Origin of the sequence: Pseudomonas sp. FSL R10-2189, from assembly GCF_009600325.1 — a bacterium.
GTDB classification, from domain to species: domain Bacteria; phylum Pseudomonadota; class Gammaproteobacteria; order Pseudomonadales; family Pseudomonadaceae; genus Aquipseudomonas; species Aquipseudomonas helleri.
This window is the reverse complement of record NZ_WIVZ01000020.1, coordinates 47,895-62,780: the sequence shown is the minus strand read 5'-3', so window position 1 is coordinate 62,780 and position 14,886 is coordinate 47,895. Positions and strand designations below refer to the sequence as shown.

General features: G+C 57.6%; 18 protein-coding genes. 5 read left to right on the top strand and 13 right to left on the bottom strand.

Annotated elements, in window-relative coordinates:
• Positions 1-179: 179 nt before the first annotated feature.
• On the top strand, positions 180-461 hold the full coding sequence (locus GHO32_RS15590; protein WP_153334146.1) for a BrnT family toxin: 282 nt from the start codon (positions 180-182) through the stop codon (positions 459-461).
• Positions 462-464: 3 nt separating this feature from the next.
• A complete protein-coding gene (locus GHO32_RS15585) occupies positions 465-833 on the top strand; it encodes a BrnA antitoxin family protein (RefSeq protein WP_153334144.1) in 369 nt (122 codons plus the stop codon).
• A 107-nt stretch (positions 834-940) separates the two neighbouring features.
• Here GHO32_RS15585 and GHO32_RS15580 read toward each other — a convergent pair whose 3' ends face one another.
• The 12 genes from GHO32_RS15580 to GHO32_RS15525 all read right to left on the bottom strand — a co-directional run bounded on the left by GHO32_RS15580 (position 941) and on the right by GHO32_RS15525 (position 12,030).
• On the bottom strand, positions 941-1,945 hold the full coding sequence (locus GHO32_RS15580; protein WP_153334142.1) for an isopenicillin N synthase family oxygenase: 1,005 nt from the start codon (positions 1,943-1,945) through the stop codon (positions 941-943).
• 13 nt (positions 1,946-1,958) lie between these two features.
• Entirely contained in the window at positions 1,959-2,702 is a 744-nt protein-coding gene (locus tag GHO32_RS15575) for an amino acid ABC transporter ATP-binding protein (RefSeq protein WP_048368023.1), read from the bottom strand.
• The gene (locus GHO32_RS15570) at positions 2,702-3,415 is read right to left on the bottom strand and encodes an amino acid ABC transporter permease (RefSeq protein ID WP_153334140.1); all 714 of its coding nucleotides are present in this window, start codon (positions 3,413-3,415) and stop codon (positions 2,702-2,704) included. Before GHO32_RS15570 ends, GHO32_RS15575 begins: the two co-directional genes overlap by 1 nt.
• Positions 3,412-4,110, bottom strand: a complete 699-nt coding sequence (locus tag GHO32_RS15565) for an amino acid ABC transporter permease (protein WP_048385503.1) — start codon at positions 4,108-4,110, stop codon at positions 3,412-3,414. The genes GHO32_RS15570 and GHO32_RS15565 overlap by 4 nt, the downstream gene beginning before the upstream one ends.
• A 97-nt stretch (positions 4,111-4,207) precedes the next feature.
• Positions 4,208-5,032 (bottom strand): ABC transporter substrate-binding protein, encoded by an 825-nt coding sequence (locus GHO32_RS15560; RefSeq protein ID WP_153334138.1) that lies wholly within the window; start codon positions 5,030-5,032, stop codon positions 4,208-4,210.
• 265 nt (positions 5,033-5,297) lie between these two features.
• Positions 5,298-6,185, bottom strand: a complete 888-nt coding sequence (locus GHO32_RS15555) for a metal ABC transporter substrate-binding protein (protein WP_153334136.1) — start codon at positions 6,183-6,185, stop codon at positions 5,298-5,300.
• A 29-nt stretch (positions 6,186-6,214) separates the two neighbouring features.
• Positions 6,215-7,084, bottom strand: a complete 870-nt coding sequence (locus tag GHO32_RS15550) for a metal ABC transporter permease (RefSeq protein WP_048368033.1) — start codon at positions 7,082-7,084, stop codon at positions 6,215-6,217.
• The gene (locus GHO32_RS15545; protein WP_153334186.1) at positions 7,081-7,836 is read right to left on the bottom strand and encodes a metal ABC transporter ATP-binding protein; all 756 of its coding nucleotides are present in this window, start codon (positions 7,834-7,836) and stop codon (positions 7,081-7,083) included. The genes GHO32_RS15550 and GHO32_RS15545 overlap by 4 nt, the downstream gene beginning before the upstream one ends.
• Before the next feature lie 296 nt (positions 7,837-8,132).
• The gene (locus tag GHO32_RS15540) at positions 8,133-9,413 is read right to left on the bottom strand and encodes a GGDEF domain-containing protein (protein WP_123749737.1); all 1,281 of its coding nucleotides are present in this window, start codon (positions 9,411-9,413) and stop codon (positions 8,133-8,135) included.
• 84 nt (positions 9,414-9,497) lie between these two features.
• Positions 9,498-10,133: a LysE family translocator gene (locus GHO32_RS15535; protein ID WP_048368046.1), complete on the bottom strand. Its 636-nt coding sequence runs from the start codon at positions 10,131-10,133 to the stop codon at positions 9,498-9,500.
• A gap of 147 nt (positions 10,134-10,280) precedes the next feature.
• Positions 10,281-11,438, bottom strand: a complete 1,158-nt coding sequence (locus GHO32_RS15530) for a phosphatidylserine/phosphatidylglycerophosphate/cardiolipin synthase family protein (protein ID WP_153334134.1) — start codon at positions 11,436-11,438, stop codon at positions 10,281-10,283.
• 1 nt (position 11,439) lies between these two features.
• Positions 11,440-12,030 carry a YceI family protein gene (locus tag GHO32_RS15525; protein WP_153334132.1) on the bottom strand — a complete coding sequence of 197 codons (591 nt, stop codon included), beginning with the start codon at positions 12,028-12,030 and terminating at the stop codon, positions 11,440-11,442.
• 226 nt (positions 12,031-12,256) lie between these two features.
• Here GHO32_RS15525 and olsB point away from each other — a divergent pair, with 226 nt between their 5' ends.
• Entirely contained in the window at positions 12,257-13,012 is a 756-nt protein-coding gene (olsB, locus tag GHO32_RS15520) for an L-ornithine N(alpha)-acyltransferase (RefSeq protein ID WP_153326213.1), read from the top strand.
• Complete coding sequence (locus GHO32_RS15515) at positions 13,012-13,803, top strand: lysophospholipid acyltransferase family protein (protein ID WP_153334130.1); 792 nt, start codon at positions 13,012-13,014, stop codon at positions 13,801-13,803. The genes olsB and GHO32_RS15515 overlap by 1 nt, the downstream gene beginning before the upstream one ends.
• A 15-nt stretch (positions 13,804-13,818) precedes the next feature.
• Here GHO32_RS15515 and GHO32_RS15510 read toward each other — a convergent pair whose 3' ends face one another.
• Entirely contained in the window at positions 13,819-14,406 is a 588-nt protein-coding gene (locus GHO32_RS15510; protein ID WP_153334128.1) for an ACP phosphodiesterase, read from the bottom strand.
• 169 nt (positions 14,407-14,575) lie between these two features.
• Here GHO32_RS15510 and GHO32_RS15505 point away from each other — a divergent pair, with 169 nt between their 5' ends.
• Positions 14,576-14,878, top strand: a complete 303-nt coding sequence (locus GHO32_RS15505; RefSeq protein ID WP_048368055.1) for a helix-turn-helix transcriptional regulator — start codon at positions 14,576-14,578, stop codon at positions 14,876-14,878.
• Positions 14,879-14,886 lie beyond the last annotated feature (8 nt).

The window sequence follows — 14,886 nt, the reverse complement described above, 5'->3', positions numbered from 1 at the left end:
TTCCGACAAGCCACTCATACTCCTCATACGCAATGGGTCGTCGTTTGCGTACTGAAATTCGTTGGCTACCCCTTCAAGATTGGACCTGATCATCCTGTATCACAGCGCCAGACTTGGAGAAATACCTTGCTGACTAACGGTCTTTACAATAGCTTTTTTATGCATAGGAAATATGCATAATGAGAACATTCAGGATTCAATACGACAGGGCCAAAAACCTCGCCAATCAGCAAAAGCATAAAGGCTTTAGTTTGGCTGATGCGGAGCAGGTGTTTTACGACGAGGCTGGCGTAACTATTCAGGACCATGACCACGAGGAAGAACGCTGGGTCACCATGGGACTGGATGCAAAGGGGCGTGTACTGGTTGTCGCCTATACGTATCGAGACCCGCATTTTGTGCGCGTCATCAGTGCCAGACTCGCAACCAAACATGAACGACGCCAGTACCAGGAGGTATGAACCATGAAAGACGAATACGATTTCAGTACTGGCAAACGCGGCGCGGTTGCCAGCAGCAAAGGCAAGACACGTATCACCATCATGCTCGACGATGTTGTGATTGAAGCTGCCCGCAAGCGCGCGGAAAGTGCGGGTACAGGCTATCAGACGTTGATCAATAACCTCCTCCGACAAGCATTGGTCTCTGAAGACGCGCACAACCTGGCCCCTGCTCCGAAAAAACGAGCCAGTACGTTGCAGGTGATAAACGATGGGATCAGCCAGTCCGATGTCGAAGCGTTGGAGCAACAACTCATCGCTGTCGCCGGAGAGTTAAATCGAGTTTTAGGCACGCCAAAGCCGAGCAAACCCAAGGCTAATGAATGCCTTTAAAAAGGTACGCACTTGCCTCACTAGCAATAGGCTGTAGTAGCGAGCCTGTCTCGCGATCTTTTAAAGATCAAAAGATCGCGAGACAAACTCGCTCCTGCAGATTGGATTTACAACACGCTCTCACGCAGTTGCGGAAAGACCTTTGACACTTTGTTCAGCAGGTAGTCGCCATATTCCCCGTTGAAGGCGTGCACGTTGGCCTGGTCCCAGCGTTGGGCGCTGTCGTCTTGCTGTTCAACCGCAGGCAAGCCTGCAATTGGCTGGACCCGCGCGCGGTAGTTGGGGTCGAAGAACAGCGGGAATGACAGGCGGTCCGAACCCGAGGTGTTGCGCGCCACGCGGTGCGGTGTCGAGCGGTACAGGCCGCCGGTCATGCGGTCGAGCATGTCGCCGATGTTGCACAGAAACGCGCCAGGGATCGGTGTCGCCTCGATCCAGCCTTCCGGGGTGCGCACTTGCAGGCCGCCTATGCTGTCCTGATGGAGGATGGTCAGCAGTCCGTAATCGGTGTGTTCGCCCACGCCCCACTGCACATCCAGCCCTTCTGGCACGGGTTGCGAGGGATAGTTGAACAAGCGGAACAGTATCAGCGGATCGGCAGTGTAGCGGTCGTGGAAATACTGCGCGTCCAGCCCCAGGCTCAGGGCGACGCCTTCGAGCAGCCGATGCCCAAGCTGAGTCACCACCTCTATGTAGGCCAGAATGGTCTCGCGAAAACCGACGACATCCGGGAACAGGTTCGCACCATGTACCGGGGTTTTGGCCACGACTTCGGGCGCCGTGTCGTCCAGCTCAGTACCCAAGTACAGGCCCTCTTTCCAGTCGGGGCGGTTTGAGGTCAGTTCGCCACCCAGCGGAAAGTAACCCCGCCAGGCACGTCCGCCGAGTTCCATGCGCCAGCGCAGTTTGGTGGCTTCGTCCAGTGCAAAAAACTCATGGCTCAAGGCTTCAAGGCGTTGCACCATTGCCGGGTCAATGCCATGCCCGACGACATAGAAAAACCCCTGTTCTCGGCAGGCGCGACTGATCTGCTCAGCAACTTCACTGCGCCCGCTTGCAGTGAACAATGGCGCTACATCAATGATGGGTAACTCTCGGATCGCAGTGCTCATGACCACTCAGTCCTCAAACGGCAGACGAAAAAGGTGTACGGATATCCGCCAAAAATTTCTGCGTGCGCGGATGTTCCGGGTTCTGGAAAAAGCTTTCGGCAGGCGCTCGCTCGAGCACCCGACCCTGATCCATAAATAAAACCCGGTCGGCCACTTCACGGGCAAAGCCCATCTCGTGGGTCACCACGACCATGGTCATGCCATCGCGGGCCAAGTCGCGCATCACCAGCAATACTTCCCCGACCATCTCCGGGTCGAGCGCACTAGTCGGTTCGTCAAACAGCATCAACGGTGGGCGCATCGCCAGCGCCCGGGCAATGGCCACGCGCTGCTGCTGACCACCGGACAAATTGATCGGAAAAGCACTCGCCTTGTGCGCAAGGCCTACACGGTCGAGTAACGCCATGGCTTCTTTTTCAGCGTCTGCCCGGCTCAGGCCGCGCAGACGAATCGGTGCCAGCGTGCAGTTTTCCAGCACGGTGAGGTGCGGGAACAGGTTGAACTGCTGAAACACAAAGCCGATGTGTGAGCGGAATTGGTTAAGGTCCAGGTCCTTGGCGTGGATGTCCTGACCATCAATCAGGATGCGCCCGGACTTGATCGGCTCCAGGCGATTGAGGGTGCGGATCAAGGTCGATTTGCCCGACCCCGACGGCCCGCAAATCACGACTACCTCGCCCTTGGCAATATGCTCATCGACATCCACCAGTGCCTGATAGGTGCCGTACCACTTGTTAACTTTTTCCAGGCGAATCATCAGGTCACCTTGCTGTTGTCAGTTAAGGAAACACGTTGCGTCTGACGACGCTCCAGCCAGAAGGCGAAACGTGACAGGCCAAAGCACAACACAAAATACGTAAGCCCCAGAATCAGGTAGACCTGAGCCGGCATGGTGAACACTTGGGTGTTGATCTGCGAGGCGATAAAGGAGATTTCCGTGAGGCCAATGATGTAGCCCAATGAGGTTTCTTTGATCGTCGAGACAAACTGGTTAACCAGCGACGGCAGCATGGTGCGCAGCGCCTGTGGCAGGACCACCCAGCGCATCGTGCGCCAATAGCCAAACCCCAGCGAGCGCGATGCCTCCACCTGCCCGCGATCCAGGCCCTGAACCCCGGCGCGAACGATCTCGGACAGGTACGCCGCGTCGAAGATCACCAGTGCAATCAACATGGTGGTGAATTGGTCGGTCTTGAAGCCGGTGAGGCTGGGCAGAAAAAAATACGCCCAGAAAATCACCATCAATAACGGGGTGCCGCGCACCACAAACACCAACGCCGTGACCGGCCAACGCAGCCAGCGCCACGGACTGAGCCGCGCCAGGCCGAACAGCACACCCAGCGGCATGGCCAAGACCAGCGCGGCAGACGCCAGGATCAAGGTCAGCGCCAGCCCGCCAAGCGGCCCGTTGGGGTATTGACCGACCAGGAAGTACACCCAGTACGAATCGATCAACTCTAATGTGGTCATCGTGATTTCGCCTGCACGTAGCGGTGTTGATACCACGCCGCAGCACCGGTAATCAGCAGCGACACGCTGAGATAGGCCGATGTGGCAAAGGCAAAGGATTCAAGGCTGCGGAATGTAGCGGTTTCAACCTGCCCGGCCTGATACATCAACTCGGCCACACCGACCACCGTGGCGATGCTGGTGTTTTTCCACAGATTGAGGGTTTGCGAGATCAGCGGCGCAACGGTCACCCGCAAGGCTTGCGGCAAGACCACCAGGCGCATGCTCGCAAGGTAACCAAAGCCCAGGGCACGCCCGGCTTCCAGTTGCACAGTGGGGATCGCACGGATACCGCTGCGAATGTCTTCGCTCATAAAGGCTGCGGTGTACAACGTCAGCGCGACGATGGCGCTAATGGCCTCTATGTTGCCGGCGTAGAGCCACTCGCGAAAGGACTCGGGCAAAAACTCGGGCGCCGCGAAATACCAGAACAGCATGTGCGCCAGCAGCGGAATATTGCGGATGGACTCGACGTAGGCAAAACCCAGCCATTGCAGCGGCCGCACAGGTGACAGGCGCAGCAAGGCAATGAACAGGGCCAACGGAAGTGCGCACACTAACGTGACACAGGCGAGCTTGATGGACAGCATCAAGCCACTGAGCAGCATGTCGTGGTATTGACCGCTCAGGAGTAACGAATAATCAAAATCCAGCATCTCGCGCAAAACTCTTGGAGACCGGCCGGCCATTCATTGGCGTTGCCTGGGGTTACCAGACCAGCAATGTCATGACTGGCCCGCCTAATGGCAGCGGTTACTCAACCTGATCGGAGTCGATCTTGAAATGGCGCTCGGCCTGGTTCGATTTGGTGCCCGGGCCGTACCATTTCAGGTACAGCTTCTCGGCTTCGCCCGAGCTTTCAAGACGCGCGAGAGTCTTGTCGACGGCCACTTTCAAGTCGCCGCTGTCTTTGGGCAATGCCAGCGCCAGCGCTTCGGTGCTGAGATTTTCAGGGAGGATTGCGTAGCCTTTGGCGCCTGCACCGATCTTCGCAAAATCGTTGGTCAGAGCAGACTCATCATCGACAAACGCCTTGCCTTTACCTTGCTGCAACGCCAGTAGTGCCTGTTGCGAAGTGTCGAAGGTCACGACTTTAGCGGTCGGCAGCGCCTTGAGGATGTTGGGTTCCTGAGTACCACCTTTGACGGTGAGGATTTTTTCCCCGGCCAGTTGATCAAGCGCCGTCACGCCGCTGGATTTCTTCACCATGGCTTTTTGCCCGGTGATCAACACTGAATACGAGAAATCGACCAGCGCCTCACGTTCTTTGTTGTGGGTCAGCGAAGCGGCCAGCAGATCGACGCGGCCCTGCTGCAACTCTGGAATCCGCGCGGCCACGGCGATCTGTTTGTAGACCGGCTTGACGCCCAGGTCCTTGGCAATTTCATTGCCCAGATCAATCTCATAACCAATGATCTGGCGGGTCTTGGGGTCAACGAAACTGTTGGGCTCATCAGTACCCAAGGTACCGATCACAATCTCGCCCTTGCTTTTGATGGCGGCGACATCGGCAAAAACGCCAGCGCTCACGAGAGACAAAGCAACTGCAACGGCCGAACTCAGAAGGCTAATTCTCATCTCAGGATCTCAGAAGAAAAACTCAAGAACGTGACCCCGCCACTGATCAGCAGTGCAGGCCATTAGCCTTGAAGTCTAACAACCCGAACCATTGGCAATAAAAGAACTATTTAATATATCTATATCGCATTAATGATTATCAGACAGGCTCACAGCCCTTGCAAAAACCCGTAGGAGCGAGCTTGCCTCGCGAACTTTTGATCTTTAGCCAGACGTAGCCTCGCAAAGCTCGTCAACTGCTACGGGTTTAATGGTTGATAAACCTTTAATTCCCCTTCATCGCCGCCGTCAGCTTGTCGACGTTGTAGCGGAACATTTGCGCATACGTCGGCGCCGGGCCATCGGCAGGTGACAGCGATTCAACGTAAAGCTCGCCACCCGGTTGCGCGCCGCTGGCATCAGCGATCTGCTTGACCAGCCGCGGGTCGCTGGAGTTTTCGAAGAAGTAGGTGCTGACGTGTTCGTGCTTGATCTGTTTGATCAGCTTGGCCACGTCCGAAGCCGACGCTTCAGTCTCGGTCGAGAAGCCCAGCGGCGACAGGAAGGTCACGCCGTAAGCATCGCCGAAGTAACCAAACGCATCGTGCGAAGTCAGGACCTTGCGTTTGTCACTGGGGATTGCCTGGACCTGCGCGCGGGCATAAGCATCCAGTTGCTCCAACTGCTGGATGTACTGCTCGCCCTTGGCCTGATAATCGCTGGCATTGGCCGGGTCAGCCTTTTGCAAGGCGCTGATGATATTGCGCACATACACCACACCGTTCGCCGCACTGTTCCAGGCGTGCGGATCGGTGATGCGCTTGCCGTCTTCTTCCATGCTGCGGGTCTTGATGCCATTGGACAGCACCACCGGCTGGCCCTGGTAACCCGACGCCTTGATCAAACGGTCAAGCCAGCCTTCCAGGTGCAAACCGCTGACAAACACCAGATCGGCACGCTTCAAGGCCTGTGCGTCATTAGGCGTTGGCTCGTAGGCATGCGGGTCGCCGTTAGGGCCGATCAGCGAGGTCACGTGCACATGGTCACCGCCCACGTTCTGCACCATGTCAGCGATCACGGTGAATGAAGCCACCGCTTCGATGGGTTTTGCCTGGGCAAGACCGGCCATACTCGACAATGCAAAAACAGCAGCCAGCAGCATTTTTGGCTTCATGCGAATCCCCTTTGGGTGAGTGTCGGAAATCAGTGGGTGAGATGCGTTTTCGGGAGCAAGCGACGGACAATTCCACTGCGACCAAACAGCAGCGAAATCACGTAGAAAGCACTGGCGGTCAGCACAATCGCCGGGCCGGAGGCGACGCCGGCATGAAACGAAACAATCAGACCAATAAAGCCCGAGAGCGTGGCGACCACGGTCGAAATGATCATCAGCGCGCTCAATGACGTTGCCCAGAACCGCGACACGGTGGCCGGGATGATCATCATGCCCACCGCCATCAGCGTGCCCAACGCTTGAAAACCGGCCACCAGATTGAGCACCACCAGCAGCAAAAACAGCACGTGATACAGCGAGCCTTTACCGCCCACGGCGCGCAGGAAGCCGGGGTCGAAACATTCCAGTATCAGCGGTCGATAAATCAGGGCGAGTACGATCAAGGTGAATGAGGCGATGCCGCCGACCATGAAAATGGCCTGGCTGTCGATGGCCAAAATGGTGCCGAACAATACGTGCAGCAGGTCCACGCTGGAGCCATGCAACGAGACAATCAACACCCCGGCAGCCAGCGACGTGAGGTAAAAACTCGCGAAACTGGCGTCTTCGCGCAAGGTCGTAAAGCGGCTGACCAACCCGGCCAGCAACGCCACCAACAGCCCGGCGATCAACCCGCCAAAGCCCATGGCGGGCAATGACAAACCGGCGAACAAAAAGCCGACGGCCGCACCGGGCAATACCGCGTGGCTCATCGCATCGCCGACCAGGCTCATGCGCCGCAACATCAGCAACACCCCCACCGGGCCGGAGCCGATACCCAGCGCCAGGCAAGCCACCAAGGCGCGGCGCATAAAGCCAAACTCAACAAACGGCTGCACCACCATCTGATACAGCATCATGACAGCTGCTCCTCGTTCATATCGCAGGGCGTGGCATCGTCACTCCAGTACTCGGCCATGTTGCGCGCGCGGCGCAAATTGTCGGCGTGCAACACGGTCGCGGTGTCGCCCCAGGCAATCGCCTCACGTGCCATCAGCAGCGTATTGGGGAAATGTTTGCGCACCTGTTCGATGTCATGCAGCACCGCGATCACGGTGCGGCCCTGACCGTGCCAGTCGCGGATCAGTTTGAGCAGGTCTTGAGTGGTGCGTGCATCAATGGCGGTAAAGGGTTCGTCCAGCAAAATCACCGAGGCGTTCTGCATCAACAAGCGTGCAAACAGCACTCGCTGAAACTGCCCGGACGACAGCGAGCCGACACTGCGATCTTCAAACCCTTCAAGCCCGACGGCAATCAACGCCTCTTGGGCCTGCCGGGCTTGCTCTCGGCTGACGCCACGAAAGGCCCCGATACTGCGCCATGCGCCCATCAGCACCGTATCGACAACATTCAGGGGGAAACTGCGATCAATCTCGGCCGCTTGCGGTAAATAGCCGAGATTGCGCAGTGCCAGATTGCCACGATCTACCCGCCCGGCTGCGGGCTTTAGCGTGCCGGCAATGGTTTTGATCAGCGTCGACTTGCCGGCACCGTTAGGGCCAACAATCGCTGTCAGGCTGCCTGCGTCGAAGCAACCGCTGATGTGATGCACCGCCGGTCGGCGCTCATAGGTGACGGTCAGGTCATCCAGGCTAATGCTCGCCGCGCTCATGGAATCGCCACCGCCCAGGCGATGCCCAGCCACAGCACCACCAACACACACAACGAGGTTAACAGTCGCTTACCCGCAGACTGGGCCAGCGCAGAACTGACAATGCCTGCAACAAGGGGGGATCGGGGAGTCTTCACGCGGGTCGCTCGAAATATAATGTAATGATATTACATCCCGATAAAGCGATATGGATAGTGAAACTATGCTGCCGAGCAGCGAATGGCTCAGGTGCTCTGTTTTTTTTTAAAGATTAAAAGATCGCGAGGCGAGCTCGCTCCTACGGTGTGACGGGTGAGTTATCGGCTGCTTTTTTTCACGCTGTACATGGCCGTGTCGGCCTGGTGCAGCAGTTGCCGGGCATCGTCGCCGTGTTCGGGGTAAACGGCGATGCCGATGCTGGGGAGGGTGTTAAGTGTCTGCCCTTCGATCAAGAGGGGCTGGCTCAACGCAGTGCGGATGTTCTCGGCGACGATCAACCCGTCTTCTGGCCGTTTAAGGTTTTCGAGCACCACTACAAACTCGTCGCCACTCATTCTGGCCACGGTGTCGCTTTCGCGCACACAGGCTTTTAAGCGCAGCGCCACGTGTTGCAGCAACACATCGCCAACGCCATGCCCATAGCTGTCATTGATACGTTTGAAGTCATCCAGGTCGACGTACAACACTCCCAGATACTGCTGCTCGCGTTTGGCCCGGGCCAGCGCGCTGTTTAGACGTTCGTACAGAAACTCGCGATTGGGCAAGCCGGTCAGTGCGTCGTGCTGCGCCAGGAACTGCAGGTGAGCGTGAAGCTTTTTGCGTTCAATGGCCGCCGCAATCTGGGCGGATACGAACTGCAGTAGATCTTTGTGTGCCTCGGTATAGGGTTCACTGCCCAGTGAGCTCTTGACCAGCACCGCACCGATAATGCCGTTTTGCGTCACCAACGGGGCGCCCAGCCATGACGCTGAACCCTGCTCGCTGTGCAGCAGCATCTGCTCACTGCGGATGACGTCCTGGCTCAGCCGCGTCACCTCGGCCAGCGGCCACTCGCCGTGCTGTGCAACCCGATAAGGAAAACTCAACGAAGCCCCGGATTGATCACACAGCGCGACCGAAAAATTCAGTGCCGGCAGCCACTGGCCGATCAGTTCGTGCACGCGTTTGAACAGTTCCAGCAGATCCCCTGCCCCATGGGCCGCTTCTGAAATGGCAAACAACGCCAGTTGCCGGGACTCGGCCAGTTTGCGCTCGGTAATGTCGCGGGCCACCGCAATGTGCAGCCGGTAGTCTTCTGACCAGCGTGCAGACCATAAAACATGGATGACACCGCCGTCTTTACGCAGATAACGGTTCTCGAAACTAGGCAGGGGATCGCCCTCCCTGACGTCATTGGCAGCCTGCACGGTGCGCTCACGGTCAGCCGGGTGAACCAGATCGATAATGCAACGGCCGATCAGTTCCTCCTGCTCATAGCCAAAAATACGCAGGCAGGCCGCGCTGACATAAACAATATGGTACTTGCGGTCCACGACGCAGACCGCATCCAGCAACTGATCGATAAAACTCGCTTGAGACAGGTACCTTTTGATGTCCATAAAGCCCTCGATGCCTCGAGATTAAACGTGAACATCCATCCCTATCCCTGTGTTGCCCCATGACTGCACTCCCGGCAGATCACTTTACTTATTGCTGCCCACCAGCCCTGGCAAGGCATGCGCCAGTGCGCTGATGGCAAAACCGATAAACATCACGCCACACAAGCGTGTAATCAGCAATTGATGACGTTGATACAGCGCACGCACATGGCCAGCACCGACGATGCCAATCAAGATCACATACGCCAGTGCGCCGCCGACAAAGCTCAGGGCGATGAGCCAGGGCAGCATGCTCCAGGTGAGCAGTTCAGCACGCCCGGAAAGCAGCGCGGTGAAGGTCGCCACGGCCACCGGGTAGGCTTTGGGGTTGGTCAGACCGAAGAAAATACCGTGGGCAAATGGCTTACGGGCCGGGCCTTCCTCGGCCACGCTGCTGCGCTTGGCACGCACGGCGCGCAGGCCCAGCCAGAACAGATAAAGGCCGCTGATCAGGCCCAATACGTTGAATGCAGTGCTGCCAAATTCCCGCGCGCCGACAATCGCAATCAACGCCGTGCTGCACCAAATCACATCACCCAGCAAATGTCCGCACAGGAACCCGGCGCCCGCACGGCGCCCACGGGCAGCGCCAATGCCGAAAACAGCCAAAACACCCGGCCCCGGAGTGATGCCATAGATAAAGCCCGACGCCAGTACTGCCAGCCACAATGAAGAAGTCATGCACAACGCTCCAAAAAATTCAGACTTCACACTGTCCATTCGCCCGTGAAGTCGTTCGATTTTGCACGTTCTGCAACGTTATGTAACCGCGTGTTAAACAAAATGCCCTTCTTTCTTCAAACAGCCCTGGCATTCAAGCCATACGCCTTAACGGCGGCGCCCCAAAAGGTTGACCACCACTCGGTCAACCCAGCCCCAGATACGCTGCTTGACCCGTCCCCACAATGGCCGGGACTGCCAGGCTTGCAAGGTGATCGGCAAGCTCTGCGCAAAGTCGTTCATAAAGCTGGCCGCCACCGCGTTGGTCAGCATCGGGTCGATGGCTTCCAGGTTGGCCTCAAGGTTAAAACGTAGATTCCAGTGGTCAAAGTTACACGAGCCAATGCTCACCCAGTCGTCGACCAGAACCATTTTCAGGTGCAAAAAGCACGGCTGATATTCAAATATCTGCACCCCGGACTTGAGCAACCGCGGGTAGTAACGATGCCCCGCGTAACGCACTGACGGGTGATCGGTGCGGGGGCCGGTCAATAGCAACCGCACATCGACCCCGCGATTAGCCGCGCGGCGCAGTGAACGTCGCACGCTCCATGTGGGTAGAAAGTAAGGCGTGGCCAGCCAGATGCTGTGCTGGGCGCTGTTAATGGCCCGCACCAGCGATTGCAGAATGTCGCGGTGCTGATGGGCATCGGCATAGGCCACACGGCCCAGGCCCTCGCCCTGTTGAGGCGCCTTGGGCAATCGCGCGAGGCCAAAGTGGGTGGCAGGCTTCCAGGCTTTGCGGCTGATGTTGGCGCGCCATTGGCGCTCAAACAGCATCTGCCAATCCTGAACCAACGGCCCCTCAATTTGCACCATCACCTCGTGCCAGTCGCACACGTTTTGTGCGGGCTGCCAGAATTCATCGGTAATGCCCGTCCCGCCCACCACCGCCAATTGCAGGTCCACCAGCAACAGCTTGCGGTGGTCGCGGTACAGATTATTCAACCCCCGGCGCCAGCTCAGCGGGTTGTAAAAGCGAAGCTCCACGCCGGCTGCCAGCAGCCTGAGGCGCAAGGCTTCGGTAAACGCCAGGCTGCCATAGGCATCGAACAGACAGCGCACCCGCACCTCACGCAACGCGGCGCGTTCCAGCGCCTGGACCATGACTTCAGCGCACTGCCCGGCCTCGACCAGATAAAACTCCAGATCAATGTGATCCTGCGCCTGCTCGATAGCCGCCAGCATCTGCGGGAAAAACTGCGGGCCATCGATCAGTAACTTGAATTTGTTGGCGCCGTGCCAAGGGAACACCGCGCCAGCCATCTTAGCGAGCCGTGAAAATCAGCACCGCGTTCACCGGTACTGAAAAGCTGATAGCCGACAAGCCGGCGGATTTACGCAAGGTTTCGAGTTCTGGCTGCAAACCAAAATCTTCGGCCTGAAGCATCAACGGTTCGAGGGTTACGACCTGGAAGCGCTGCTCATCCAGCCGTGTCGCCAGCAACTCGGCCTCATAGGTGTGCTGCTTGCCACGCAGGCTCACCGTAACCGGCAAGCGCAATTCTACTTGAGCACCCGGCGCCAGCTCGTTGATGGGCTGCAGATTGATTTGCGCGGTGATTTGCGCTTCGGGGAAATGCTTGAAATCGAACAACTGGTCGCGCATGCGCTCATCGCGCAAAGGCACCGCGCTGTTGACCGAATCCATTTCAATCCGCAATTGCGCATGGCCCTTGCGGTCGACTTTGCCGTGCAAGACCAGAAAGCGGTGCTTGTTCGCGACATTGGCATTTTGCGTGGTGATAAATGAAAGCCGTGATGACTCACCGTCCAGGTACCAACTGGCCTGAGCCGACAGGCTCACCCCGAGGGTTAATAGCAACGTACCAGCGGCGGATAAAAACGTCTTGAACATAAAAACTCATCGGCAGGTAAACGGCCTCTAGTGTGAGTGCTTTAGCGCCGTCCGGGCATATTTTTTTACTCCGCTTTAGAGCACTCGTCCATCGCGCCAGTTCCTTGGCCGGTGGCTGTCATACAAGCATCACTCAATTGTCATGGTCATGACACTGGCGCTCCCTAGCCTGAGATTGCACACCTCAGTCGACAAGGCAGGCTTGATGCCTGCACGGAGATTCGCAATGGCCCAGATCGCCCGTATCCGCGACACCGCTCAAGAACGCCGACTGCAGGCTGAACGCTTGCTTGGCCCAGAGGCCTTGCGTGAGGCGCAAGCCTTGCGCTTCCGGGTTTTCAGTGGCGAGCTGAACGCCAAACTGAAAAGCGCCGACTGCGGCCTGGACATCGACGACTACGATGCACATTGCGAACACATCGGGGTTCGCGATCTCAACACCGGCCTGCTGGTGGCAACCACTCGCTTGCTGGACCACAGCGCAGCGCGAAACATCGGGCACTTTTACAGCGAAGAAGAATTCAGCCTTCACGGCCTGGCGCACCTGCAAGGCCCGATTCTTGAAATCGGCCGCACCTGTGTCGATCCGGCCTACCGCAATGGCGGCACCATCGCGGTGCTGTGGGGCGAGTTGGCTGAAGTCCTTAACCAGGGCGATTACCACTACCTGATGGGTTGCGCGAGCATCCCGATGCAAGACGGTGGCATTCAGGCCCAGGCGATCATGCAGCGTCTGCGCGAGCGGTACCTGTGCACTGAGCATTTGCGCGCCGAACCAAAAAACCCGCTGCCCGCGCTGGACGTTCCGGCGAACGTCATCACCGAAATGCCCCCTTTGCTCAAGGCCTACATGCGCCTGGGCGCGAAGATTTGTGGTGAACCGTGCTGGGACGAAGACTTCCAGGTCGCTGACGTCTTTATCCTGCTCAAGCGCGACGAACTGTGCCCGCGCTATGCACGCCACTTCAAGGCAGCCATGTAATGAACCGTCTGCACCTGTATGGGCGAGTGGTTCGAGTGTTGGCGGTGGTCAGCCTGGGGCTGGGCATGGCGAGCGTTTTCGCCTTGCTGCAACGGTTACACCTCAACAGCGCCATGGACCGGCGCCAACGCTGGACACAGTTCTTCATGAAGCGGCTGAGCAATGCCCTTCCGTTTCACGTCACGGTAGTTGGCGAGCGACCCGCCACGCCGATGTTGTGGGTCAGTAATCATGTGTCGTGGACCGACATTGCCTTGCTCGGGCAACTGACGCCGCTGTCTTTTCTGTCCAAAGCCGAAGTGCGCAGTTGGCCTGTGGCAGGTTGGCTGGCGGACCAGGCCGGCAGCCTGTTTATCCGCAGAGGCGCGGGTGACAGCCAGACCATTCGCGAGCAAATGAGTCGTCATTTGCAGCAACAGCATCCGTTATTGATGTTCCCGGAAGGCACGACCACCGACGGGCGTTCAGTGCGTACCTTCCATGGCCGTTTGTTGTCTGCGGCGATAGACAGTGACGTGGCGTTGCAACCGGTGGCGATTCGTTATTTACGCAATGGCGAGAGCGACCCGATCGCACCGTTTATTGGCGATGACGACTTGCTCTCGCATTTACTGCGTTTGTTTGCTCACGAACAGGCACAGGTTGAGATACACCTGCTGGAGCCGATTGCGTGTGAGCAGCAAGAACGCGCGATGCTGGCGTTCAAGGCACAGGAAGCGATTCGCCAAGTGGTCAGCGGAGCACCGCAAGCCCGTCCGCAGACTGAGTGCGAGCCGGTCACCGCGGCTTAAATCCTCCTACAGGTTTTATGGCGTCTGGCTGAGCTTTTCGCGGGCGGCAAACGTCTGCAATTGCGGGTAGAAGGCGCTGAAGTCTTCGCTCAGCGGTTCGTACAGGGCGCGCAGGTCGCGCATGGCACCGCTCAGCTCTTGTGGGTGCGAAAGGCGGCGGGCGATGCCATTGAACACTTGTTCCAGCACGCCAAAGTCTCGATAAGACCCCAACCAGTCGTGCGCAGCCATGTGCGGGGCGATACTGGCCAGACGCTTGGGCAACTGGGGTTGCGCAACCAGCAGCGCATAGAACGTTGAGGTGAAGCGCTCCAGCGGCCCTTCGGCGTATTGCGCCCAATCACGCGCCAGGCAATGGTCGAAGAAAACGTCCAGTACAATGCCCGCATAGCGCCGCCGGGTCTGGGTGAAACGCGACAACGACTGATCAACCAACGGGTGCGCGTCGGTGAAGACGTCGATGCTGCGGTGCAACTGGATCGCCGACTCTATCGCCGGGCTATATTGGCCCTGCAGGCGTCCTTTCACGAAGTCGCCATAGAGACTGCCGAGCAATTCTTCAGGCTGCTGGCCGCCAAGGTGCAGATGTGCGAGATAATTCATGCCGCGCAGTTTAGCACCGCGCTATTACGCACGACCAAAACATATCGTTATAACTCGATATACCGATTTGAGCTGACGTCAGATCAAATGCATATTTGTATATCGCGATATTACGATTTAAAGTTCGCCTCATCGCGATATAACGCTACACCTCATGAGCACTGCCACTATGCCGATCGACCTCGACGAAATAATAAAAGCGCTGGCACACCCAGTACGCCGAGAAATCATTCGCCTGCTTAAAGATCCGCAGGTCGAGTTCCCTGACCAGCATCACAGCACTGAACACGGTGTGTGCGCAGGCCAGTTCGACCAACGCTTCGGGTTGTCGCAATCCACGGTTTCCGCCCACCTCGCCACTTTGCAGCGTGCTGGCTTGATCAGCAGCCAAAAAGTCGGCCAGTGGCACTTTTTTAAACGCAATGAGGAAACCATTCAGGCCTTCCTCGCAACACTGAGCCAAGAGCTTTAACAAGGAAC

Bases quoted from the DNA above. Each gene is read 5' to 3' on its own strand.
- GHO32_RS15590 (WP_153334146.1), top strand. From the start codon at position 180: ATGAGAACATTCAGGATTCAATACGACAGGGCCAAAAACCTCGCCAAT.
- GHO32_RS15585 (WP_153334144.1), top strand. From the start codon at position 465: ATGAAAGACGAATACGATTTCAGTACTGGCAAACGCGGCGCGGTTGCC.
- GHO32_RS15580 (WP_153334142.1), bottom strand. From the start codon at position 1,945: ATGAGCACTGCGATCCGAGAGTTACCCATCATTGATGTAGCGCCATTG.
- GHO32_RS15575 (WP_048368023.1), bottom strand. From the start codon at position 2,702: ATGATTCGCCTGGAAAAAGTTAACAAGTGGTACGGCACCTATCAGGCA.
- GHO32_RS15570 (WP_153334140.1), bottom strand. From the start codon at position 3,415: ATGACCACATTAGAGTTGATCGATTCGTACTGGGTGTACTTCCTGGTC.
- GHO32_RS15565 (WP_048385503.1), bottom strand. From the start codon at position 4,110: ATGCTGGATTTTGATTATTCGTTACTCCTGAGCGGTCAATACCACGAC.
- GHO32_RS15560 (WP_153334138.1), bottom strand. From the start codon at position 5,032: ATGAGAATTAGCCTTCTGAGTTCGGCCGTTGCAGTTGCTTTGTCTCTC.
- GHO32_RS15555 (WP_153334136.1), bottom strand. From the start codon at position 6,185: ATGAAGCCAAAAATGCTGCTGGCTGCTGTTTTTGCATTGTCGAGTATG.
- GHO32_RS15550 (WP_048368033.1), bottom strand. From the start codon at position 7,084: ATGATGCTGTATCAGATGGTGGTGCAGCCGTTTGTTGAGTTTGGCTTT.
- GHO32_RS15545 (WP_153334186.1), bottom strand. From the start codon at position 7,836: ATGAGCGCGGCGAGCATTAGCCTGGATGACCTGACCGTCACCTATGAG.
- GHO32_RS15540 (WP_123749737.1), bottom strand. From the start codon at position 9,413: ATGGACATCAAAAGGTACCTGTCTCAAGCGAGTTTTATCGATCAGTTG.
- GHO32_RS15535 (WP_048368046.1), bottom strand. From the start codon at position 10,133: ATGACTTCTTCATTGTGGCTGGCAGTACTGGCGTCGGGCTTTATCTAT.
- GHO32_RS15530 (WP_153334134.1), bottom strand. From the start codon at position 11,438: ATGGCTGGCGCGGTGTTCCCTTGGCACGGCGCCAACAAATTCAAGTTA.
- GHO32_RS15525 (WP_153334132.1), bottom strand. From the start codon at position 12,030: ATGTTCAAGACGTTTTTATCCGCCGCTGGTACGTTGCTATTAACCCTC.
- olsB (WP_153326213.1), top strand. From the start codon at position 12,257: ATGGCCCAGATCGCCCGTATCCGCGACACCGCTCAAGAACGCCGACTG.
- GHO32_RS15515 (WP_153334130.1), top strand. From the start codon at position 13,012: ATGAACCGTCTGCACCTGTATGGGCGAGTGGTTCGAGTGTTGGCGGTG.
- GHO32_RS15510 (WP_153334128.1), bottom strand. From the start codon at position 14,406: ATGAATTATCTCGCACATCTGCACCTTGGCGGCCAGCAGCCTGAAGAA.
- GHO32_RS15505 (WP_048368055.1), top strand. From the start codon at position 14,576: ATGCCGATCGACCTCGACGAAATAATAAAAGCGCTGGCACACCCAGTA.